Source organism: Arthrobacter sp. STN4 (assembly GCF_024539665.1).
In the GTDB taxonomy this organism is placed as follows: Bacteria; Actinomycetota; Actinomycetes; order Actinomycetales; family Micrococcaceae; genus Specibacter.
Genome location: NZ_JAKZGX010000009.1, coordinates 62009 through 85228, shown reverse-complemented (window position 1 = coordinate 85228; position 23220 = coordinate 62009). Strand labels below are relative to the sequence as shown.

Annotated in this window: 24 protein-coding genes; 12 read left to right on the top strand and 12 right to left on the bottom strand. The window is 62.7% G+C overall.

The window, feature by feature from the left end:
• Position 1: 1 nt before the first annotated feature.
• The 8 genes from MMF96_RS09065 to merA all read right to left on the bottom strand — a co-directional run bounded on the left by MMF96_RS09065 (position 2) and on the right by merA (position 10477).
• Positions 2-1978, bottom strand: coding sequence for an amino acid transporter (locus MMF96_RS09065; RefSeq protein ID WP_256883330.1), 1977 nt, complete (start codon positions 1976-1978; stop codon positions 2-4).
• Positions 1979-3069: 1091 nt separating this feature from the next.
• Positions 3070-3240, bottom strand: coding sequence for a hypothetical protein (locus MMF96_RS09060; protein ID WP_306295804.1), 171 nt, complete (start codon positions 3238-3240; stop codon positions 3070-3072).
• Positions 3241-3244: 4 nt separating this feature from the next.
• Positions 3245-3997 carry a F510_1955 family glycosylhydrolase gene (locus tag MMF96_RS09055; RefSeq protein ID WP_256883329.1) on the bottom strand — a complete coding sequence of 251 codons (753 nt, stop codon included), beginning with the start codon at positions 3995-3997 and terminating at the stop codon, positions 3245-3247.
• Positions 3998-4219: 222 nt separating this feature from the next.
• Positions 4220-4822, bottom strand: coding sequence for a DUF305 domain-containing protein (locus tag MMF96_RS09050; protein WP_256883328.1), 603 nt, complete (start codon positions 4820-4822; stop codon positions 4220-4222).
• 105 nt (positions 4823-4927) lie between these two features.
• Positions 4928-5410 (bottom strand): DUF6153 family protein, encoded by a 483-nt coding sequence (locus MMF96_RS09045; protein ID WP_256883327.1) that lies wholly within the window; start codon positions 5408-5410, stop codon positions 4928-4930.
• An 84-nt stretch (positions 5411-5494) separates the two neighbouring features.
• Positions 5495-7615, bottom strand: a complete 2121-nt coding sequence (locus MMF96_RS09040) for a copper-translocating P-type ATPase (protein ID WP_375141416.1) — start codon at positions 7613-7615, stop codon at positions 5495-5497.
• A 30-nt stretch (positions 7616-7645) separates the two neighbouring features.
• Positions 7646-7927: a heavy-metal-associated domain-containing protein gene (locus MMF96_RS09035; RefSeq protein ID WP_256883326.1), complete on the bottom strand. Its 282-nt coding sequence runs from the start codon at positions 7925-7927 to the stop codon at positions 7646-7648.
• A 1107-nt stretch (positions 7928-9034) separates the two neighbouring features.
• The gene (gene merA, locus MMF96_RS09030) at positions 9035-10477 is read right to left on the bottom strand and encodes a mercury(II) reductase (protein WP_256883325.1); all 1443 of its coding nucleotides are present in this window, start codon (positions 10475-10477) and stop codon (positions 9035-9037) included.
• Positions 10478-10603: 126 nt separating this feature from the next.
• On the opposite strand from merA, the gene MMF96_RS09025 reads away from it, so the two are divergent.
• On the top strand, positions 10604-10993 hold the full coding sequence (locus tag MMF96_RS09025) for a heavy metal-responsive transcriptional regulator (RefSeq protein WP_256883380.1): 390 nt from the start codon (positions 10604-10606) through the stop codon (positions 10991-10993).
• 58 nt (positions 10994-11051) lie between these two features.
• Here the strand turns inward: MMF96_RS09025 and MMF96_RS09020 are convergent, their stop codons facing one another.
• The 3 genes from MMF96_RS09020 to MMF96_RS09010 form a co-directional block, all read right to left on the bottom strand.
• The gene (locus MMF96_RS09020; RefSeq protein ID WP_256883324.1) at positions 11052-11591 is read right to left on the bottom strand and encodes a DinB family protein; all 540 of its coding nucleotides are present in this window, start codon (positions 11589-11591) and stop codon (positions 11052-11054) included.
• A gap of 91 nt (positions 11592-11682) precedes the next feature.
• Positions 11683-12174: an N-acetyltransferase family protein gene (locus MMF96_RS09015; protein ID WP_309145225.1), complete on the bottom strand. Its 492-nt coding sequence runs from the start codon at positions 12172-12174 to the stop codon at positions 11683-11685.
• A gap of 20 nt (positions 12175-12194) precedes the next feature.
• The gene (locus tag MMF96_RS09010; RefSeq protein ID WP_256883323.1) at positions 12195-12545 is read right to left on the bottom strand and encodes a metalloregulator ArsR/SmtB family transcription factor; all 351 of its coding nucleotides are present in this window, start codon (positions 12543-12545) and stop codon (positions 12195-12197) included.
• A gap of 145 nt (positions 12546-12690) precedes the next feature.
• Here MMF96_RS09010 and arsB point away from each other — a divergent pair, with 145 nt between their 5' ends.
• The 11 genes from arsB (at position 12691) to MMF96_RS08955 (ending at position 22627) form a co-directional block, all read left to right on the top strand.
• The gene (gene arsB, locus MMF96_RS09005) at positions 12691-13737 is read left to right on the top strand and encodes an ACR3 family arsenite efflux transporter (RefSeq protein ID WP_256883378.1); all 1047 of its coding nucleotides are present in this window, start codon (positions 12691-12693) and stop codon (positions 13735-13737) included.
• Between the two features lie 39 nt (positions 13738-13776).
• Positions 13777-14199, top strand: a complete 423-nt coding sequence (locus tag MMF96_RS09000; protein ID WP_256883322.1) for an arsenate reductase ArsC — start codon at positions 13777-13779, stop codon at positions 14197-14199.
• Positions 14200-14217: 18 nt separating this feature from the next.
• Complete coding sequence (trxB, locus tag MMF96_RS08995) at positions 14218-15189, top strand: thioredoxin-disulfide reductase (protein ID WP_256883321.1); 972 nt, start codon at positions 14218-14220, stop codon at positions 15187-15189.
• Between the two features lie 71 nt (positions 15190-15260).
• Entirely contained in the window at positions 15261-16769 is a 1509-nt protein-coding gene (locus tag MMF96_RS08990) for an FAD-dependent oxidoreductase (protein ID WP_256883320.1), read from the top strand.
• 16 nt (positions 16770-16785) lie between these two features.
• Positions 16786-17448, top strand: coding sequence for an arsenate reductase ArsC (locus MMF96_RS08985; protein ID WP_256883319.1), 663 nt, complete (start codon positions 16786-16788; stop codon positions 17446-17448).
• A gap of 9 nt (positions 17449-17457) precedes the next feature.
• Positions 17458-17979: a universal stress protein gene (locus MMF96_RS08980; protein ID WP_256883318.1), complete on the top strand. Its 522-nt coding sequence runs from the start codon at positions 17458-17460 to the stop codon at positions 17977-17979.
• Between the two features lie 15 nt (positions 17980-17994).
• Complete coding sequence (locus tag MMF96_RS08975; RefSeq protein ID WP_256883317.1) at positions 17995-18417, top strand: low molecular weight phosphatase family protein; 423 nt, start codon at positions 17995-17997, stop codon at positions 18415-18417.
• A gap of 814 nt (positions 18418-19231) precedes the next feature.
• On the top strand, positions 19232-19516 hold the full coding sequence (locus MMF96_RS08970; protein ID WP_256883316.1) for a hypothetical protein: 285 nt from the start codon (positions 19232-19234) through the stop codon (positions 19514-19516).
• A gap of 208 nt (positions 19517-19724) precedes the next feature.
• The gene (locus MMF96_RS08965) at positions 19725-20045 is read left to right on the top strand and encodes a metal-sensitive transcriptional regulator (protein WP_256883315.1); all 321 of its coding nucleotides are present in this window, start codon (positions 19725-19727) and stop codon (positions 20043-20045) included.
• A gap of 38 nt (positions 20046-20083) precedes the next feature.
• A complete protein-coding gene (locus MMF96_RS08960; protein WP_256883314.1) occupies positions 20084-20305 on the top strand; it encodes a heavy-metal-associated domain-containing protein in 222 nt (73 codons plus the stop codon).
• A 30-nt stretch (positions 20306-20335) separates the two neighbouring features.
• Complete coding sequence (locus tag MMF96_RS08955) at positions 20336-22627, top strand: cation-translocating P-type ATPase (RefSeq protein WP_256883313.1); 2292 nt, start codon at positions 20336-20338, stop codon at positions 22625-22627.
• Positions 22628-22679: 52 nt separating this feature from the next.
• On the opposite strand, the gene MMF96_RS08950 is transcribed toward MMF96_RS08955, so the two are convergent.
• Positions 22680-23213, bottom strand: coding sequence for a DUF3515 domain-containing protein (locus tag MMF96_RS08950; RefSeq protein ID WP_256883312.1), 534 nt, complete (start codon positions 23211-23213; stop codon positions 22680-22682).
• Positions 23214-23220 lie beyond the last annotated feature (7 nt).

Sequence of the window (23220 nt, the reverse complement as noted above, 5' to 3'; positions counted from 1 at the left end):
GCTATCCGACGTGGACCCAGGGGCGTTGGGGGAGGTCAGGTTCGGCCTGGCGGAGGACTTCGCGGGTGACCGGGGCGATTTCCCCTTCGCCGAAGAACAGGAATCGGAGCAGGTTGGCGATGGGGTTTCCCTCGGTCCAGCGGAAGTAGATGTGCGGCATCAGCCCGGTGGCGTCGCGGATATGCAGAAGAACGGAGGCGATGGTGTTGGCGACCACGGGGCCATGGACCTCCAGGATGCGGTAGCCTCCGCGTGTGATGCCGTGGACCTCAAGGGCTGTTTCGAAATCTGAGGTGTCATCCAGGACCACTTCCAGGAAGACGACTTGGTCGTGCAGGGGCACATGGCTGATCATCCGGATTGCTTCTAGCTTGTGCTGGTAGGCGCCCGGGTCTACATGTTTGGGTTCGTGGGCGATGATTTGGATGGGTCCCTCCTCGTTCGCGGCCACGTGTTCCAAGGCTTGTTCGTCGAAACGGACGTGGGTGGCGTGGAGCTCAAAGGAGCGCCGGACCCTGGAGAGCAGGGAAATGACGATGATGCCCAGGATGAAGACCGCGGCGATTTGGATCCCTTCGGGACGCTCAACGATGTTGGCAATGGTGGTGTAGACGAAGACCACGGCGATGGTTGCGAACCCGAACATCCGTCTGGGCTGCTTCCGGCGCCGTGCCGAGAGGGTGACCGCGATCGAGGCCGAGGTCATCAGTACCAGCACCCCGGTCGCGTATGCCCCGCCCTGGGCATCGACATTGGCGTCGAAGAGGAATGTGATGAGGAACCCGATCAAGGTGAACACCAGCACCAGGGGGCGGACGGCCCTGGCCCATACGGGAGCCATCCCATACCGGGGCAGATAGCGCGGGACCAGGTTCAACAGCCCGGCCATCGCGGAGGCGCCAGCAAACCAAAGAATGGCTATGGTGCTCAGGTCATACAGGCTGCCGAAGCCCACGCCAAGGTATTGGTGGGCGAGAAAGGCCAAGGCGCGGCCGTCGGCCTGCCCGCCGGGCTGGAACTCCCGGGCCGGGATGAGCACCACGGTGATGAAGCTCGTGGTGATCAGGAAACAACTCATTGTCACCGCTGCCGTGGTCAGCAGTCGCCTGGTGCCGCGAATCCGGCCCGCCGGGTTTTCCTCTGTGTCGCCGGCATCTCCACGGATTTGAGGCATGACGGCGACGCCGGTCTCGAACCCGGACATGCCCAGTGCCAGCTTTGGAAAGACAAGCAGGGCGAATCCCGCCACCATGAACGGGTTGCCGTGCGCAGTGGTCAAGTCCAGCCACCAATTGCCGACCGCCAGCGGATGCATGACCACTTGAACGAGTGTCACCACCACCACGACCGCGTTCAGGAGCAGGTACAGCCCGACCAGGACCACGGCGATGCCAATTGCGTCCCTGAACCCGCGCAGGAACACAGCTGCCAGTAGTGCCAACAGGAACAAGGTGACGGCCACGTTCTGGCCCTGCAGCCACCGGCCCGTGAGGGGGTTCTGGATCAGGTGGGCACTGGCGTCCGCGGCCGAAAGGGTCATGGTAATCATGAAATCCGTGGCCGCGAATCCCAGCAGGACAAGCACGAACAGCTTGCCGCTCCAGCGCGGCAACAACCGCTCCAACATGGCGATGGATCCCTCACCCCGGTGGCTTTCAGCGGCCACCCTGCGGTAAATAGGCAGGGCCCCCAATAAGGTGACCACGATCAGCACCATCGTTGCCAGCGGGGACATCACACCGGCGGCCAGGGCCGCGATGGCCGGCTGGTAACCCAGCGTGGAGAAGTAATCCACACCCGTCAAACACATCACCTGCCACCACGCATGTTTTTTTTCGTGGACGTCCGGGGCCCGGTGGGGTCCCGGGTGGGAGCCCGAACTATCCTGGAGCCCATGCATGAGCCACGACGCCAGCCGGGCCCTGGCCCGCGGCCCTGGCTCGGACGGGTCAAACGGAGGTCTACCCAAAGTGCTCACGCTGTTGTCCCTGCCTAAGAAATCGCCGCTAACAGATGCGATGCTAGCAGCGACAGACTCCCCGGCACATTGCTTGGGCACGATCTTGACGATTCCCTAACGCCTCAAAGATCCACCAAGCCAACAACGCCCGCTCCCGAGTGCCACCGGCCAAACATACCGCTACACAGCCGGCCCCGTCCTGCCAGCCAGTCCCAGACCAGCTGCTTTAAGTCCCACCACCGTGAAGGCGGCAATCGGAGGGCGAATAGTTGGCGGCCACGATCTCTCGTCGTTCGGGCCTGGGAAAACCGCGGATTTCCGCGGATTTCCTGCCCGCCAGTTGAAAAACGTGACGTCAAATGGAGTCTTAATTGGCCCCGAACATGTCAAAAACGTGACCAACTTTTCGTTCAAAAACGTGAGTAAAGCGTGATTCGGCCCCTTCCGCGGGCCTGGCTGAAACAGTAAAACCGCAGGTCAGGGGCCCTTTTGGGTGCCCCGGGCCGGACTCGAACCGGCGGCCAAGAGAAACTCAGGATTCTCATGCCAACAGACATCGATAGACGCCAAAATCCGCCACAGTCCGGGGAACTTCGGGCCAGTGGAGTCCGTCGATATGCCATGATCTGTGGTTGGTTTTCGTTCAAAAACGTGAGTAAAACGTGACGGGGCTCAGCAGCGTAGCGCCGGAGCTACTGTTTGATGGCCGTTTGCAGGTTCATCGGCATGGCTGGTGGAATGTCACCGGTTGTCATGGGCGGGCCGTCGTATGCCAACAGACTTTGTCGTACGGGACGCCGATTCGTCCCGGACAGGAATCTCCCCTCCCTGGCCGGGAAATCTGATTCTTGGTGGCCTTTTGCTGGGTGGGACAATCATGAATATCAATGAATCCTCGCGGGATTTGCCGCGGGTCGGCCTTCGTTTTGTCGCTCCAGAAGTGCGCGGTGGGGAGCATTTTCGTGACCGAGCTGCGAACAGTTGGAAGCCTGATGTGCGAATGGATATGCGAGCGTTTGCTTGGCCGCGGGTCCGATAAGGTGACGACTGAACACGGTGCCAATGCCGAGCACCAAGAGCCTCATTCCGGCAACCACGCGCCGCCGGTTTTAGGCTTGGTTCGGATTGGTCAGACCGGAGACGTAGCCGAGGTAGCCCGTGACGAGCGGCAAAATGCACGGGAACCGGAAGGAGACGATTCCGGCGATCAGCGCCAGGGGCCTAGCCACCAGCAGGGCACGAGAGGTCACCGTTGTAGCGAAAAACTCTCCGATACTCATGGGGTTAGGACGCGGCCGGGCGGAACGAATCCCCGCCGTCGGTGGAGACCTGAACACCATCGGTGGTGGCCGCCCATATCCAGGGCTTGCCGGGTTCGCCTTCCAATGCGGTCACCGCCTCAATTTGGCCGGTAATCGTCCCGGTCGCTTTCCACCTCAGTCCCGTATCGGTGGAGACGTAGACGCGCCCGTCCGGGGCGACACCGATAGCCTCCGTGGGGGCTTTCGCTACCGACGTGGCAAAGGCAGCAAACTGGACGATCGGGCCACCGGGGACGGGCTTCCAGGTCTTGCCGTGATCGGTGGAGCGCTGCAACCCCTCTTGCGTGGTGGCCAACACCACCGTGGAGGATGGACTGCCCGCCAGGACGGCCGGCACAAACGTCGCCTCGGAGTTCGTCCAGGATGTCCCGTCGGTGCTGGTGCGCAGTTGCCCATCGAAGGCGACCAGGGCGCCGCCGCTGACGGTCAGGGCGTGGAAGTCGGATTGCCCACCGCGGGAGATCTGTTGCCACGTCTTCCCGGCATCCGTGGAGCGGATGAGTCCGACCGGGTTCGGCAGGGACGACCCGGGGCCCGGGTGGCCGGAGGCGTAGAAGACGTTCGGCTGACCTGTTGCGGTGAATCCCATCAGATCGATGGTGGCCTCGCTGACCTTCACCTGGGTGTTCGTGGTCGCGTCAAAGAGGCCGTCATGGGTGGCGATCAGGATCTTGGTGGAGACCGGGTCCACACTGATGCCATGAACATGGCTCACGGCTGCTGCGGGTGCGGGACTGGACGGTGTGGTTGCGGTGGAGCACCCCGTCAAGGCCAGGGGCACGAGAAGAAGTGTGGCGGCAAGGCGGTGGGTGCGCAAAAGGGTGGTGCGGGGTTTCACAGGGAACTCCAAAAGACGAGAAAGGCAGGCGGGAGGAAGGGTAGTGGCGGTCCGCAACTGGTTGGGGACCGCCACCGGAAGTGCAGGCTTACGTTGGTGTTACAGGGTGGCGAGCAGGTTCTTCATGTCCTTGATTTCGGTTTCCTGTGAGGCGATGATGCTCTTGGCCAGGGACACTGCGTCCGCGTTTTTGCCGCCGGTGACCTCGGATTTGGCCATTTCCACGGCGCCTACGTGGTGGGCGATCATCTGGGTCAGGAACAGCTTGCTCGCCACTGTTCCCTGGGCGGCCTTGAGCTTGTCCAGATCCGCGGCGGTCATCATGCCGTTCATGGAGTGATTGCCGGCCATGGCGGTGGGTTCGGACCAGCCGGTGAGCCAAGTGTTCATCTTCTTGATTTCAGGTCCCTGGGCGGCCTTGATCTCGGTGGCCAGCGCCGTGATTCTCGGATCCAGGCCAGTCTTGGCGAGCATGGTCTCGCTCATCTCCACCGCTTGGACATGGTGGGGGGTCATCATTTGGGCGAACATCGTGTCGGCGGCATTGTGCTCCCCGCTCGTGACGGTCGCCTGCGAGGAGGAGGTGGTTGAACCGCTATGGTTCATGCCCGGCATGGAGCCATCGTTGGCACCGGTAGAGCATCCGGCCAGGGCAATCACGGCTGCAACAGCGGTGGCGGAAAGGGTCAGAAATTTCTTCAAGGGAACAGTCCTTCATTAAAACGAATCTCGAGAGTTGGCAGCGGCACCCTTTTGGAAGGGCGCGTCAATGAGGACCCGCCATGGTGGGCAGGTCTGGTCATCGGTCTACGTTCTGCTGATCGAGAGCTGGTTCAGTGAGGGAGGGTCGGGTGCCCGGTCGACGGACTTGTGCCCTGGGGTGGCAGCAAAGACCGCTGGTGCGGCCAGTTGCGTGTGGATTCCAGGTAGGGGAACACTCAGCACAGTAGGCCCGAAAGTTGGTACGCATCCTCCATGCATGGCCATGGTGGCGTCACACCCGGATGGCGTGCAGCTACACGCTGCCGGGAGGCCTTCCTGAGACGGCAGGCCCTGCCCGGCAACAGTGTCCCCGGACGGCATGGCGTGGGCGGACTCAGCGGCTGACTGGGTCGTGGCAGCTGGTGCTGCGACGGCGCTGTTCATGCTGGCCGGGGACAAGGGCGACGCCTGTGCGCCGCCGATCACGTGCATGCCCAAAAGGCCGGCAATAATGGCGAGGACGACGGTGAGCAGCCGGCCCCAGCGCAGCAGGGATCGTGCCGTCAACATGTCATGGTTTGAGTGCATGGGGGATCCTTTCTGGATGTTGGGGTGGCGGTCGGGTCGTTGATTATTGGATGGGGGCAGGCTGGCTAAGCACGTGGTGCACTATCAGTGGGCGTTAGCCGGGTTGAGTTTGAGTCGGCGGAGTAGTTGTGCGTTTAGTGCCACCACGATGGTGGACAAGGACATGAGTACGGCACCGGCTGCCGGTGAGAGTACGATCCCGGCAAACGCCAGCACGCCGGCGGCCAGCGGGACGGAAATGATGTTGTAGCCGGTGGCCCAGATGAGGTTTTGCCACATCTTGCGGTAGCTGGCGTGGGAGAGATCCACCATGGATAGCACGGCCCGGGGGTCGTTGCCCGCCAGGACCACGCCGGCCGATTCCATGGCCACATCGGTGCCGGCGCCGATGGCAATCCCAACCTCGGCCCGTGCCAAGGCCGGGGCGTCGTTGACGCCGTCACCCACCATGGCGACCTTCAACCCGCGGGCCTGAAGTTCGGCGACTTTCTGGTCCTTGTCCCGGGGGAGTACCTCGGCGAAAACCTCGTCAATATGCAACTCCGTGGCCACCGCCCGGGCGACTTGGTGGGCGTCCCCGGTGATCATGGCGACCTTGATACCACGGTTTTGCAGGGCCTGTATGGCCTGGCGTGATTCCTCTCGAATCTCATCCTCCAACGCGACGGCTCCGATGACAGCCCCATTGCGGATCACGTGCAGAACGGCCGCATCCCGGTCCATCCACTCACTTGTTGTGCCACTGATGCTCTTCGGTTCGGCTAGGCGGAACTCCTTGAGCAGGGCGGGACCACCCACAGCGACGGTGGCACCGTTGACGCTGGCCTGGACCCCGCGACCGGTCAGCGACTGAAAGTTTGTAGCTTCCGGGACGGTCCTGCCGGTGTTCGCGGCGGCACCAACGATGGCGCGGGCCACAGGGTGTTCACTGTCGGATTCAACTGCGCCGGCAAGGGCCAACAGCTCATCGGTTGTCACGCCGTCGACCGCCACAACATTGGTAACGGCCGGCTCGCCCTTGGTCAACGTACCGGTTTTATCGAACAAGACGATGTCGATGGTGCGCATCCGCTCCAAGGCCATCCGGTTCTTGATCAACACCCCGGCACGGGCCGCGCGCTCGGTCGAGATCGCGATCACCAATGGGATGGCCAATCCGAGTGCATGGGGGCAGGCAATGACCAAGACCGTCACGGTGCGGGTCACAGCATCCGGGATACTCCCCATGAGGGACCAGACTATGAAGGTGATGATGCCGGCTCCGGTGGCAAAGTAGAACAGGAATGCCGCAGCCCGGTCGGCCAGCGCCTGCGCGCGGGACGTGGAGGCCTGAGACTCGGCGACCAGCCGCTGGATCCCGGCGAGGGCGGTATCGTCACCGACCGCCGTGACCTGCATCCGCAGGGAATTGTCGGTGGCAACGGTTCCTGCCACCACAGGATCACCCACGCTGCGTGGGACGGTCTTGGATTCCCCGGTGATCATCGACTCGTCCACCTCGGCTGACCCGTCGGTGACGACGCCGTCGGCCGGCATGCGGGCCCCGGAGCGGATCAGGACAATGTCGCCGGCCTGCAGCTCGGCAACGCTGACGGTCTCGGTGCCGCCGTCGATGACCCGTTCGGCCTCATCCGGCAGCAGGGCGGCCAGGGCGTCCAGTGCGCCGCGGGCCGAGCCCAGCGCCCGCATTTCGATCCAATGGCCCAGCAGCATGATGGCCACCAGCAGGGCCAACTCCCACCAAAAATCCAGATCGAAGCCACCAAGCCCCAGGCTCGTCACCCAGGAGGCAACGAACGCGACCGTGATGGCCATGGAAATCAGCAGCATCATGCCCGGTTGCCGGGACTTGATTTCCTGCCAGCCACCCTTGAGGAAAGGCTGCCCGCCGTAGAAGAAGATGAAAGTACCCAGCAGCGGTGGAATCCACGCCGCCCCGGGAAACTGTGGCGGGGCGTAGCCGAGCAGATGCCTGAACATGGGGCTAAAGAACACCACCGGGATCGAGAGCACCAGGGTCAGCCAGAACCGGTTCTTGAACATGGCGGTGCTGTGTCCGGCATGCTGGCCGGCGGTGTGGACGGCATGGTCATCATGATCCATTCCGCCGTGGCCCATGGCCGCATGATCCATGCCGGGCATCGCTCCGGGCGCGGTGCCGATTGGCGCCGTCTGGTGGTTGTGGCCGGTGCTGTGATCGTCCATGACTCTCCCTACATCGTTTGCGGGAAATGCTTAGCTCTCGGTGACCGTATAACCGGCAGCTGCCACGGCGGCACGGATGTCCTCTTCGGACGACTGCCCGGAGACGGTCAAGGTGGAGGTGCCGCCGGGGACTAGGGTGATGCTGGCAGCGTCGACACCGGCCACGGCCCAAACCGCCGTCTCTACCGTTTGGACGCAATGCCCACAGGTCAGCCCCTCCACGGCATAGGCCGTTCCGAAGGTATCGGCTGATTCAGTGGTCTTTGCTGCGGTGGAGCCGCAACCGCAGGAGCCCTCCTTTGCGGGCGTCAAGATCAGATCTGTGGGGGCTTCAGGGACGCACATGGTGGTCATTTTCCTTTAATAAGGGGTTGGTTGTGTGCGTTGGGGTTGAACGGCAGTGGCGGCCGGAATACTCAACGGCGGCGACAAGCTACTTCACTGACAACATCACCAATATACCCCCAAGGGGTATCTTGGTCAAGACGGGCATCGTTCCGATAGGAGTTCTCGTCGTTCAGATGTCACTGAGACCCAGCCCTTGGTCGTCGAGGCAAGGGGAGTGTTTCCCGGCTGCCGGTCCGATGGAGCGCAGGCAGGTGCAAGCCGGCCCCTTGATGGCTGGTATCTCAGACCAGACAAAGCGTTGCATCTTGTTATGCGTTCCGTAATGAATAGGATCCAACCTGCAGCAATCCACCTCCATCCCACACTCGGCGAAGTCGACAGTCGAGTAGACCAGCATCGGGTTTTGGTCGGCGGTCTCCCAGTACAGCATCGTCTCGTACAGCCCTCGGTCCAGTAGGTGGACGCCCAAAAACAGCGTGTTTCCGGGGGAGTGCGGGGCTACGGGGACCCTTTGATATGCCAAGGATTGCCATAGGTTTTGGTTGAAAAACGTGAGTAAAACGTGACGAGGCCCTGCAGCGTAGCGCCGGAGCTGCTGTTTGATGGTCGTTTGCAGGTTCATCCACATGGCTGGTGACATGTCGCTGGTTGTGAATGGGGCTCCGTCACTGTTCAACAATTGCTGTTGTTTGAGGCGTGGTCTCGGCCCCACCGGTCGTGTGGCCATTGTCGGCCGTGATACGTGTTTTTTGTTGTCTCTTTGCTGGGGGATTGGAGCACCATCCACCCTAATTTGGTGTCCATTTGTTTCCGACTAGCCGACTTGGTCAGCCCAAATTGGGATCAATTTCATACGCCAAAATGCGAATGGTTTAGGAGCAAATAGGTGGTAGACCACTACTCCTTTGAGAGTGTCGAGGGCATTCATGCCGCGACTCATTCCTGAACCTGGACCGTTGGTCATGCAAAAACGTCTGGCCAGCCAGTCACGGCTTCAAGGCCGATGCCAACCCCACCGCCTGCCGAGCGCAAAGTGGTGCATAGTTGCGCTCGGCTTGAATGAGCCTGGGTTTAGGCGGCGCAGCAGGACAACATTGAGACGTCCGTGGTGAATGACTGGGCGGCGATCCTGAGGCCTTCGGCCATGGTCAGGTAGGGGCTCCACATGGCTGCGACCTGGTCCACTGTCATGCCTGCTTCCAGGATGTAGACGCCGGCTGCGGCGAGTTCTCCTGCGTCCTTGGCCACGGCCGTGATCCCGACGATGCGCCCGGTGTCGGCGTCGGCGACGATCTTGATGAAGCCGCGGGTGTCCCTGTTGACCAGGGCGCGGGGCACGTATTCCAGGGGCAGGACGCGGCATTCGCACCGGATCCCGGCTTCGTTGGCCTGATGGTCGGTCATGCCGACGGCGGCCAGGGCCGGGCTGGTGAAGGTGACGCGGGGCAGGTGGCGGTAGTCGACTTCGCGCCCGGCCGCGTTGAAGGCGTTCTCCGCCACCATGGCCCCGTGGGAGGCCGCGACATAGACGAACTCGCGGTGCCCGGTGACGTCCCCGGCGCCCCAGATGCGCGGGTTGGAACTGTTCAGGCCATTGTTCACCAGGATTTCCCCGCCGTCCCCTGTCTCAACTCCGACGGCGGCCAGGTTCAGTCCGTCGGTGACGGGACGGCGCCCCGTGGCAACGAGGAGCTTGGTGGCGCGGAATTCCTGCTGTCCGCCGGACACGGTTGCGGTGACGACCACGTCCCCGGTGTCCGGGCCTGTTTCCACCTTGGACGCGGTGGCCTGTCGCACCACGTCGATGCCCTCGTCCGCGAAGATGCCGCGCAGGGCGCGTGAGGCGTCCGGCTCCTCGGCCGAGGCCAGGCGGGAGCGGACCAGCATGGTCACTTTTGTGCCAAGTCGGGCGAAGAGCTGGGCCTGTTCCAGTGCCACGTATCCGCCGCCCAGAACCAGCAGCGATTCTGGCACGGCGTCCAGTTCCATCGCGGTGGTCGAAGTGAGCCAGTCGACTTCCGAGAGCCCGGGGATGGGTGGCGCCCACGGGGTGGATCCGGTGGCCACCAGGTAGTGGTTGGCCCGGATGGTTTCGACGGTCCCGTCAGCGCTGGTGATGGCCAGCAGCGGCTCCTCAGCCGTGCCGTGGAAGGCTGCGCTGCCCTGGCGCAGGTCCCAGCCGTACTCGGCGATCAGGTCAACGTACTTTTCTGAACGCATCGCCTCCACGAGGGCGCGCCTTCCTCCGATGAGTTCCTGCATGTCCACCGGACCTGCGGACGTGGAGACGCCGGGGAACCTGGCCGAATCCAGGGCCACGTGGCGTGCCTCGGCGGCTGCCAGGAGCGCCTTGGACGGCACGCATCCGGTGTTGACGCAGGTGCCGCCTATGGTGGAACGCTCCACCATGACCACCCGCTTGCCCAGGTTGGTGGCGCGGATCGCGGCAGCAAATGCGGCCCCGCCCGAACCGATAACGGCAAGGTCGAAATCATAGGTGGCCGGTTCTGACATGGTTCCTCCAAGGTTCGGGCAGTATGGCACGCTATGTCGCAGAGCGGCTGCTGATGCCACTATTGTGCACCTTCCCCTAAACTGGAAGGTCAAGTGAAAGAATTCCAACGAATCACGAGGTGCATGATGCAGATTGGCGAAACCGCTGCGGCAGCCGGCATGACGGCCAAGACCCTGCGGTTCTACGAGGACTCCGGCTTGCTGCCGCCGGCAGACAGGACACCAAACGGATACCGCAGCTACACCCGGAAGACCGTGGACAGGCTGGAATTCATCCGACGCGGCCGTGCCGCGGGTTTGACGCTGGCCCAGATTGGCGACATCCTTTCCGTCCGCGACGTAGGCCAATCTCCTTGCGTTCATGTACAGGATGTCTTGGCCATGCGGCTGTCCAAGCTGGACGACCAGATCGCAGAACTCACCGCACTGCGCGATTCCGTTGCCGACATGCTCGACACGGCCGTTGCAGGCGATCCGGCCATTTGTGATCCCGCACGTATCTGCAGCTACCTGTAAAGCCGCCACGCGAAGCGACCGAGTGGTTGCCGGCCGCATCCGTGGCAGCGTTCAAGCGCTACTGGAGATTGTTCAGGCTGAGTTGTTTGCGGTGGAAGTCGTAATGGTTGATCGGGTATTGATAGGTCTGGAGCAGGCTCATGGTCTCCTTGAAGAACGGATCCCACCGGGCGGGAAATGCCATGCTCCGTTCCAAGGTTTCTTGGTCCTCGGCCGTGAGGTGCCGGGCCAGCGACGCCAATACCCGCTCGAGCTTGCCGGCCATCCGCTGGCGGTTGAACACGAGTGCGGCATAGCGTGAGCCAAGATAATTGACCCAGTCGAACGGGATCGTGCCAGCATTGAGCACGCGCGCCAAGGTACAGCCAAACACGGGCGGCAGGATGGTGACCGTGCGGATCAGGTTGCGCAGCGCTGCAACAATCACGAAGCCGAACACCATGTGGAAGAGCAGCTGCTCGTTGGTCCACTTCGTGCCGGCACTTTTCCTGCGCAAGTCAGCGGTGCTGGCATGCTCAAGTATCCGGCGAAGATCACTCTGGACCCGGTTGTACCCGTCGAGAATCACAGACCGCTCAAATTGCTCGGATACCGTCACCTGGATCATCCGCCTTTCAACAGCATGGACCTGGTGAACCAATTCTCCACCCTGCCCGCGGTCCGCGCAGCGACGCACTGTCCGGGGCGTGTCAGAGGCGAATTTCGTAGAGGATGGTGTCGCGCCATTGCCCGGACCAAGGGCCGTGACCCATTTGGGCGATGCGTTCGCGCCGGCCGATCTCCCTGAAACCTAATTTGCTGTGGAGTGCCCGGCTGGCGGTGTTTTCGGTGAAGATCCCGGATTGGATGGTCCAGTAGCCATTGACCTGGGCGCGCGTGATCAGTTCCCGCAGGAGCTGGGTGGCGATGCCCTTGCCTGCCTGCGCCTGGTCGATGTACAGGGAGTGCTCCACGACGCCACGGTAGGCGGCCCTGGCCGAGGTTGGCGATGCTGCGGCCCAGCCCACAATGACCCCGCTGGTGTCCTCGGCGACGATGCGGAGCTCAGGAATCCTTGTGGACAGAAAATCATCCTTGGCTGGCACGTGCTCTTCGAAGGTGGCGTTGCCGGTGGCGATTCCCTGGGCATAGATATCCTGGACAGCATCCCAATCCCTTTCGGCCATGAGACGGATCTGCACGCCCCCGCCTTGATGTGCGGTCACAGGCCGGTGATGATCGTGGCAGCCCTTTCGAGGGCGCCGGGGACCAGGGAGTAGTAGGCCCAGGTGCCGCGCTTTTCTCGCTCCAGCAATCCGGCGTCCACCAGGATCTTCAAATGGTGCGACACGGTGGGCTGGCCCAGGTCCAGGGGTTCGGTGAGGTCACACACGCAGGCCTCGCCGCCGTCGCCGGCCTTGACGATGGAGAGCAACCGCAGCCGGTTCGGATCCGAGAGTGCCTTGAGAATCCGGGCAGAGTCCTGAGCATCGGCGGCGTTGAGCACGGGCCGGTCGCTGGGTGCGCAGCAGACTTGCTCGGTCGTTGTATCCATCGTTAATGCAGTGTTCATGTACCCATTATGCCAAAATATTGACAATTGTCGATGTAACCCTCAATACTTCTTATATCGACAGTCATCAATCTTAGCTGGACCGACTAGGAGCCTTGTGAGTACCACGACCGCCACACCCCCTGCCTCTGGAGAGGCCGCCATCATGGGCAAGCTCTCCACCCTGGACCGGTTCCTGCCGGTCTGGATCATTGCCGCGATGGCTGTTGGCCTGTTGTTGGGCAAGTTCGTTCCGGGCCTGAACACGGCGCTGGAAGCGGTGAAGATCGGCTCGGTGTCCCTGCCCATCGCGATCGGCCTGCTGGTGATGATGTATCCGGTCCTGGCGAAGGTCCGCTACAACGAAACCGGCCGGGTCCTGGCGGACCGCAAACTGATGATCACCTCACTGATCATCAACTGGGTTGCGGCGCCGGCGTTCATGTTTGCGCTGGCCTGGATCTTCGTTCCCGACCTTCCCGAGTACCGCACCGGCCTGATCATTGTGGGCTTGGCCCGCTGCATCGCCATGGTCATGATCTGGAACGACCTGGCCTGCGGGGACCGCGAGGCCGCCACCGTACTGGTGCTCATCAACTCCGTGTTCCAGGTCTTCGCTTTCGGCGTTCTGGGCTGGTTCTATCTCCAGGTCCTGCCGGGCTGGCTGGGACTTCCCACCACCAGCGCCGACTTCTCCTTCTGGGCCATCACCGCCTCGGTGCTGATCTTCCTCGGCATCCCCCTGCTGGCGGGATTCCTGACCCGTACCTTGGGCGAAAAGGCCAAGGGCCGTGACTGGTATGAGGGCAAGTTCCTGCCCAAGCTGGGCCCGTGGGCACTGTACGGCCTGCTGTTCACGATCGTGCTGCTGTTCGCACTGCAGGGGGATGCCATTACCTCCAAGCCGCTGGACGTGGCGCGGATTGCCCTGCCCCTGCTGGTCTACTTCATCGTCGTCTTCACCGCCGGCATGGTCATCGGCCGGGTCCTGAACCTGGGCTACGCCAAGACCACCACCCTGGCATTCACAGCCTCGGGCAACAACTTCGAGCTGGCCATCGCCGTCGCGATCGGCACCTTCGGCGTCACCAGCGGCCAGGCCCTGGCCGGCGTCGTCGGACCCCTCATTGAGGTGCCCGTCCTGGTCGCCCTGGTCTACGTCGCCCTATGGGCGCGCAAACGCTTCTTCACCAGCCAGCCCCTGTCAGTTTGATCCCAAATATCCCTTCATTTTCTTCAGGAGCATGAACTCATGAGTACCACCGAAACCGCCAAGAAGCCCTCCGTCCTGTTCGTCTGCGTGCACAACGCGGGCCGCTCCCAGATGGCCGCCGCCTACCTGACCACCCTCTCCAACGGAGCCATTGAGGTCCGCTCCGCCGGCTCCGCACCGGCCGCCTCTATCAACCCGGCCGCCGTGGCCGCCATGGCGGAGGAGGACATCGACATGTCCACCGAGATCCCCAAGGTCCTCACCACCGAGGCCGTGAAGGAATCCGACGTCGTGATCACCATGGGCTGCGGGGACACTTGCCCGTTCTTCCCCGGCAAGCGCTACGAGGATTGGGAACTCGAAGACCCGGCCGGGCAGGGTGTGGACGCCGTCCGCCCCATCCGGGACGACATCAAGGCCCGCATCCAGGCCCTCATCGCCGAACTCCTCCCCACCGCCTAGCCAAGGACTGCACCTGTCATGACCGAACAAATCATCATTATTGGCTCAGGCCCGGCCGGGTACACGGCCGCGATCTATGCCGCCCGGGCCGGGCATGCGCCGCTGGTCATTGCCGGCGCCGTCACCGCCGGTGGGGCACTGATGAACACCACCGAAGTCGAGAACTTCCCCGGCTTCCCTGCCGGCATCCAGGGTCCGGAGTTGATGGACAACCTCCAGGAACAAGCCGAACGATTCGGTGCCCGCATCATCTTTGATGACGTCACCGCCGCCACACTGACCGGGTCCGTCAAGACGGTGACCACCGCGGCGGGCGACAGCTATGAGGCCACGGCGATCATCCTGGCCACCGGCTCCGCCTACAAGGAGCTCGGCCTGCCGGAAGAGAAGAAGTTCACCGGCCACGGCCTGTCGATGTGCGCCACCTGCGACGGGTTCTTCTTCCGCGAGCACGACATCGTCGTGGTCGGCGGGGGCGACTCGGCCATGGAGGAAGCGACGTTCCTGACCCGCTTCGCCAAGTCCGTGACCTTGATCGTGCGTCGTGATGAGCTCCGGGCCTCGAAGATCATGGCGCAACGGGCCATGGAGAACCCGAAGATCCGCATCATGTACAACAGCGCCGTCACGGCCATCCAGGGTGAAGACAAGGTTTCCGGTGTCACCGTCCGCGACACCATCACCGGCACCGAAGTGGACCTGGCCGTCACGGGCGTCTTTGTCGCCATCGGCCACCTGCCCCGCACAGAGCTGGTGGCAGGGCAGGTCGATTTGGACGAGAACGGGTACCTCCGGGTTCAGGCACCAACGACGCACACGAACCTTGAGGGCGTGTTTGCCTGCGGCGACGCCGTGGACTCCCGGTACCGGCAAGCCATCACCGCAGCGGGAACCGGGGCCGCCGCCGGCCTGGACGCCAAGAGCTACCTCGCTGCCTTGGATGACCGCCACAGCACCACGGCCAGCATCGCTGAACCCGCCCTCGCCTAAACACCACTTGGCAGGGCCCTCAGCAACCGCTTACGAAACTAATTGTGAATATCTCAAGGAGAACCACGAACATGACGACCCAACGAAACGACCTGCCAGTAGCCATCATCGGCGCCGGCCCGATCGGCTTGTCCGCGGCCGCGAACCTGATCGAACGCGGCATCACACCCCTGATCTTTGAAAAGGGTGCCGACGTGGGTGCGGCCATTCGCCAGTGGGGACACATCCGTCTGTTCTCCTCCTGGGAGCACAATATCGACCCCGCGTCCCGCCGCCTGCTTGAGCCCACTGGCTGGACTGAACCCCGCCTCACGGCCCTGCCCTACGGTGCCGAACTCGTGGAGCAGTACCTGAACCCCTTGGCCGCTGTCCCGGCGATCAGTGCTGCACTGCACACATCCTCGACGGTGACGGCTGTGAGCCGCGTCGGTATGGACAAGACCCACTCCCGTGACCGTAACGAGCAGCCCTTCCTGGTTCGGGTCGCAACCGCCGACGGGAAGGCAACCGATCACCATGTTCGCGCCGTGATCGACACCTCCGGCACGTGGGCGCAGCCCAACCCGCTGGGCCAGGCAGGGCTTCCCGCCCCCGGTGAGACCGAATCCATCGCTGCTGGACTGATCACCGAACCCTTGGCTGATGTCACCGGGGCTGACCGTGCCCGCTTCACCGGCAAACACGTGCTCGTCATCGGGGCCGGCCACTCCGCAGCCAACACCCTCATTTCCCTGGGTCAGCTGGCCAAGAACGAGCCCGGCACCCGTATCAGCTGGGCCGTACGAGGCGCCGACGCGTCACGCCTCTACGGCGGCGGGGACCTCGACGGCCTGCCTGCCCGCGGCCAGCTCGGCACCCGCCTGCGCGGCCTGGTGGAAGAGGGACACATTGAGCTCCACACCTCCTTCACCACCACAGCCTTCACCAGCACGGACCAGGGACTGGCCGTCACCGGTTCCACCCCGAACGGCGACGTGACACTGAACGTGGACCTGTTGATTCCCGCCACCGGGTTCCGCCCCGACCTGGACATCCTGCGCGAGATCCGTCTGGAACTGGACCCGATCGTTGAAGCACCCCGGGATTTGGGGCCGATGATCGATCCCGAATTCCATTCTTGTGGCACCGTCCCAGCCCACGGGGCCAAGGTTCTGGCTCACCCGGACAAGGACTTCTACATCGCCGGGATGAAGTCCTACGGCCGCGCCCCGACCTTCTTGATGGCCACCGGCTACGAGCAGGTCCGCTCAATCGCCGCCGCCGTGGCCGGAGACCAAATGGCCGCCGATCAGGTCCACCTTGAACTGCCCGAAACCGGTGTCTGCTCGACCGATCTTGGTGGTAGCTGCGATCTCCCGGCAGTAACCGGCACAGATCAGGACATGGCAGCAGATTCTTGCTGTTCAACCCCGGAACCCGTCGTTCTTGGCCTGCCCGCTGTGGGTGGGTGCGGTGCCCCGGCCGAAGACACAACAGCGGAGGAAGCAGCATCATCATCGTGCTGCGCCGCCCCGGAACCTGTACTTATCGGAATCCCTACAGGATTGGCCCACGGCCGCTCCGCCACCATCACCGACTAAAGGAAATGAGTCAGCCATGACCGAGCCCCGTATGAGCGTACTGACAGGACTCAGGGACGACACGGCCGTCTTGGAGCGGATCAGCGAAGACCTGACACAGAAATTCACCGGCATCTTCGCCGCCGAAACCGTCGAACGCTACGTCTTCGAGTCCTACACGGCCCTGGCCAGGACCTCGCGGATCCGCACCTACCTGGCATCGACCACGGCCCGGTTCGCAGCCGACCGGCTCAGGGCCTTGGCTCAGGCCAAGGGCGCCATCGCTCACGACGTGCCCGAAGTTCTCTTCGTCTGCGTTCATAACGCCGGACGCTCCCAAATGGCAGCGGCGTTGCTGAACAAGCACGCCCAGGGTGCGGTGCACGTCCGCTCCGCAGGGTCCGCACCCGTGGCCGAGCTCGAACCCTCCATCGTGGCAGCAATGGAGGAGGCTGGCATTGATCTTTCCGAGGAATTCCCCAAGCCCCTGACCGATGACGTGGTGCGGGCTGCCGACGTCGTGGTCACCATGGGGTGCGGGGATTCGTGCCCGATCTACCCGGGCAAGCAGTATCTTGATTGGAAGATCGAAGACCCGGCCATGAAGGACTTGGCAGGGGCGAGGGAAATCCGCGACGAGATCGACCTGCTGGTCCGGGATCTCCTCACCGAACTCACCACCGTCAAAAAGGAAAACTAAGAGGGCATCATGAGCGAGCAACCAGCCAGGACAGGGTTTAGCGGTTCACCGGTCATCGTCGGGGTCATACCAGGCCAGGACCCGACAGTGTGGGCCAGGGCCCTGGAACTGGCCGAAAGCCGCTCGGTGCCACTCATCGCGGCGTTCGTGGACCCCGCCAGCTACCTGACCGAATGGACACCAGGGAACAAGGTCCTGCCGAGCTCACTGGAACCCATCCTCGAACCAGACGATGAAACCGCTGTTGCGGCAGCAGAGCTCAAAGAATCTCTGGCTGCCGCAGCGGCCGGTTACGGGGTGGACTGGTCCTTGCGGATCATTGGCGGTGACCCCGCCCTGGCCCTGGGCCGCCTGGCCGAAGCGGTCGGCGCGGCCACCATCGTCATTGGCGCCCGCCGGCCGGGGTTCATGGCCAAAGTCGATGAACTCGTCTCCGGATCCCTCATGCACCGCCTCCTCACCACCCAAACCGTCCCGGTCCTGGGTATCCCTTCCCCCGATGTGCAACGTCATTTCCACTCCCACGGCTGAAAGAAGAACCACTCGATGAGCAACAAACCAGGCGTACTCTTTGTGTGCGTAAAAAATGGTGGCAAGTCTCAGATGGCCGGCGGCCTCATGCGCCACCTCGCGGACGACACCGTCACCGTCTACACCGCAGGAACGAAACCCGGGCCATCCTTGAATGCCCAGTCCGTGGAATCCCTGGCTGAGCTCGGCATCGACATCAGCGGCGAACGAACCAAGCCCATCACAGCCGAGATGCTCGCCAATGTCGGTCTGATCATCACCCTGGGCGGCGAGGCCGTGGTGGATCCTGTCGCGGGGATTGAGATCCGCAACTGGGACACCGACGAACCCTCCAAACGCGGCATCGAAGGCATGGAACGCATGCGCCTAGTCCGCGATGACATCAACAACCGTGTCATCGCCTTGGCGAAAGAACTGGGCCAGAGCGCCGAGAACTAGACGCCGACCGGCTCTATCCAGAATTCTGGATAGAGCCGGCTAGTTCCAGACTCTTTTGCTCGACAGCATAAATCTGACACTGCTCGAATTTCCTGGGCCTGTCATCCCGGAGTTTCTAGGTGCCCCACTAGAGCCTTTCCTTGCGGGACGAGTTCGGTATTTGGCCGGCCGGAGGAAATTCGGACCGGTACGGCATGTCGACGCGGTTTGTTGGGCCGTTGGTGCGAGGACTCATCGTCGAATGACGTGAGGTGGAGGGCAACGTTTCCACACGGATTGTTCTTGCTGTTTGCGGACAGGATTCCTACACACTGACGGTGTTCAATGCCGTGAGTAGGGCGATCGGAGGGCCAATATATTGCTCGCACGGCGCTGCGCCGACCGGACCCTAAAAATCCGCGGATTCCCGCGGATTTCCCGGACCCCAGTTGAAAAACGTGACCACGAATTGGCGCCTTTTTAGGCCCCGAACATGCCAAAAACGTGACCAACTTTTCCTTCAAAAACGTGAGTAAAACGTGATTTGGCCCTTTCCGCGACCCTGGCGAAAACAGTAAAGCCGCAGGTCAGAGGCATGTTTGGTGCCCCGGGCCGGACTCGAACCGGCGGCCAAGAGAAACTCAGGACTCTCATGCCAACAGCCTCCATTGACGGTCAAAAACCGCTAGTTTCCGGGGGAGTCCGGGACGACGGAGCCCTTTGATATGCCAAGGATTGGCGCTGGTTTTCGTTCAAAAACGTGAGTAAATCGTGACGAGTCCTTGTAGCGCAGCGCCGGAGCTGCTGTTTGATGGCCGTTTGCAGGTTCATCAGCATGGCTGGTGACATGTCACCGTTTGTCATGGCGGGCCGTCGTATGCCAACAAACATCGTCGTCCACGGTGTGGGTTCATTTCATGCGGGAGAGTCTCCGGAGTGGCAGATAATTCTGATTCTTGGTGGCGTTTTCGGGGGAGATATGACCATGAATATCAAGGCATCAGCGGGGGGCATTGGCCTCTGGCAGGGCTCCGATTTGGTGTTCGGGCCGGCCCGGATGAATGGCATTTACGTGACCGAGCTGCGAACGGTCAGAAGTCTGACGCGGGAAACGATCTGAGAGTGAATTCTTGACGACGGGTCCGAAGGATTGTCGAAGGGCGGGCCCTGATACACCCCCGAGAATTTGACGTCGTCAAAGGGAGAAACTTGGTAGGCAGCCTCGACGGGCAGTGCTATCAAGAGAATCGCAAGTATACCCCTGTGGGGTATTTGACATATACCCTACTGGGGTATAGAATGGCCTGACGTTATAGGAAGGGGTCATCATGGCTGAGAGCGTCGATGAACATATCAATCACGGCTACACCACGGACAAGGCTGCTTACCTGCGGCGCCTGAAGCGGGTCGAGGGGCAGGTGCGCGGGATTGCCCGGATGGTGGAGGAGGACAAGTACTGCATTGACATCCTCACGCAGGTCGCTGCCGTCAACAAGGCCTTGCATGCGGTCAGCCTGGGCCTGGTCGAGGATCATATCGCGCACTGTGTGGTCGGAGCAGCCCATGAATCCGAAGCGACCGGGAACCCGGAGATCGTGGCGGCCAAGGTCAAGGAAGCCACCGACGCTATCGGCCGGCTGCTGCGCTGACGCCCATCAACCGTCTATCGAATAGGAAGCACGAAATCATGAAGACAACTATCAGCATTTCCGGCATGACCTGTGGGCACTGTGTTTCCTCCGTGATGGAGGAACTGAAGTCTCTTAAGGGTGTTGACGACGTCAGCGTCGATTTGAACGCGGGCGGGATCTCCACAGCGACCGTGACTTCACATCTGGAACTGGCGCCTGAGGAAATCGGCGAAGCGATCGCGGAAGCCGGCTATCTCGTCGTCGCCACCGACGCGTAACCACCACTCCACCTGAAAAAGGACATCTTGATGAGTACCGAGGAATTGCTGCACCAGCCGCTGACCCGGGTGATCGAGCTCGACATCGAGGGCATGACCTGTGCCTCCTGTGTTGGTCGCGTGGAACGCAAACTCGGCAAACTCGACGGTGTCCAAGCTGCCGTGAACCTGCCGCTTGAATCCGCCCAGGTCACCGTCCCGGCGGGGATTTCCGATCAGCAGATCGTTGATACCGTCAACGCCACCGGTTACAAGGCCCGCCTGAAACCTGCACCGTTGCCTCACGGCCACGAGGCAGACGGAATACCCGACTCTGAGGAACTCGGCCATGATGCGGGAATGGCCGGCGGAGACCATGACCATATGAACCATGGTGGGACGGCATCCCAGTTGCGGCCGAGGCTGGTCCTGGCAGCCATCTTCAGCGTCCCGATCTTCCTAATTTCAATGTTTCCCTTGCTGCAGTTCCCACAATGGGGATGGGTTGTCGGCATCCTGGCACTGCCGGTCGTAACCTGGTCAGCATGGCCCTTCCACCGGGCCGCGGCCATCAATGCCCGCCATTTTGCCTCCACCATGGACACCCTGGTCTCCCTGGGCGTGATCGCTGCCTACCTTTTCTCGGCGGTCATGCTCGTCGCCGATCCTTCCATGACGGCTCATCCGGGAACGGGTGGACATGCGGAACTGTACTTTGAGGTGGCCGCGGTCGTCACGACGTTCCTGTTGCTGGGCCGCTACCTGGAAGCCAACGCCAAGTCCAAGGCCGGTGACGCTCTGAAGGCCCTGTTGAGCCTAGGGGCGAAGGATGCCACCGTGATCCGCAACGGAGCCGAGGTCAAGATCCCCGCCGACACGTTGGTTGCAGGGGATGTGTTCGTAGTCCGGCCGGGCGAGAAAATCGCCACCGACGGTTATGTCGTCGAGGGCCGCTCCGCCATCGACGCCTCCCTGATCACCGGGGAATCCCTTCCGGTGGACGTTGACGTGGACGACACTGTCACCGGGGCAACGATCAATACTTCCGGTCGCCTGCTGGTCAAGGCGACCCGGGTCGGCAGCGATACAACGCTGGCCCAGATGGGGCGCCTGGTCAGTCAGGCCCAATCCGGCAAGGCACCGATCGCCCGGCTGGCGGACCGGATCAGCGCCGTGTTCGTCCCCATCGTCCTCGGACTCGCCGTGGTGACGTTTGTCCTGTGGCTATTCCTCGCCGGTGATGTGCAGGGCGCGTTCACAGCCGCCGTCGCCGTGCTGGTCATTGCCTGCCCCTGCGCCCTCGGCTTGGCAACCCCGATTGGTCTGCTCACGGGCACCGGCCGTGGCGCCCAGTTGGGCATCCTAATCAAGGGCCCGCAAGTTTTGGAAGACACCCGCACAGTCGACACCATCCTGCTGGATAAGACCGGTACGGTCACCAACGGAAAACTCGCCGTCGCCCGCACCCTGGCACTGGGAACCCTCAACGACATTGAGGTTCTGCGATTGGCCGGATCCGTGGAGGCCGCCAGCGAACATCCCATCGCCCACGCCATTGCCGCAGCCGCCACGGCCGGCCCCGGCCTCGCAACGGTCGCGGACTTTGACTCCGCCCCCGGGGGCGGCGTCCGCGGCACCGTCGCCGGACACCTAGTAGTCGCGGGCCGGGCCGGCTGGCTGGAAGAGAACGGTAGTGACATCACCGACACCCTGCAAGAAGCCCTGCGCCAGGAGCAACTGTCCGGGGCGACGGCCATCTGGGTCGCCGTGGACGGTGCCGTCGAGGGCATCATCAGCCTTGAAGACACCATCAAGGACGGCTCCGCCGAGGCCATCACCCGATTCAAGGCACTCGGGCTGCGCCCCATCCTCCTCACCGGCGACAACGCGGCCGTCGCCGCCCAGGTCGCGGCCGCCGTTGGCATCGCCCCTGAGGACGTTTTCGCTGACGTCCTGCCCCAGGGCAAGGTAGAGGCCGTCAAACGACTCCAAGCCGCGGGGGCCACGGTGGCGATGGCCGGCGACGGGGTCAACGACGCCGCCGCCCTGGCCCAGGCCGACCTGGGCGTTGCCATGGGATCCGGCACGGACGTGGCTATCGAGGCCGCCGATTTGACGGTCATGGGCAACGACCTGGGCCAGGTGGCCACGGCCATTGAACTCTCCCGCAAAACCCTCGCCACGATCAAGACAAACCTGTTCTGGGCCTTCTTCTATAACGCGATTGGCATCCCCGTCGCCGCCCTGGGCTTGTTGAACCCGATGATTGCCGGTGCCGCGATGGCCGCCAGCTCGGTACTGGTGGTCGCCAATTCCCTGCGGCTGCGCCGCTTCGGCAGGTAGTCCGAAACCCTTCCTGACACCCGGGCCCCTCCATTTGAAGGAGGCCCGGGTGTCAGTCTGTGGGCAGCGCCGGGACGTCCGCGTGCCCGACACACCGATGGGTGGCGGGCAGCAGTGATATGGCCGCCCCCAGCGCCGCGGGGACGGCGCCTGCGTGGGAGTCATCGACCGCCATGATGACCTCGGTGGCTGGGATGCGGCCGTAGGTGGTCATCGTTCTGGTGGTGCCACTTTCCTGGACGATCCAGTCTACTCCGTTGACCGTTCCGCACGGCAGTGTGGTGGGTCCTGGGACGGTAACGCCGCAGCGTAGAACCACACCGGACGGTGAGCCCCAGGCGGCCGTTGAGGTACCCGTGGTTTCTCTTCGTGACAGGCCTCCAATGGTGTCGGGAAGTTGGGAGAGAATCGTGGCGCAGCCGGGATTATTGGCGTCAGGTGCGGCCTTGATGTCAAGGGTTGCCGTGCAGCCAGTGACCGCTACCGTGACTAAGACAAGGGCCGCTACTGGGTGCACAGTGATGCCACGCGTGCGTCGTCGCGAGTGCTGCCCGAGGCTGGGATCTTCTACGTGAGGGGCGGACATGGGGGAT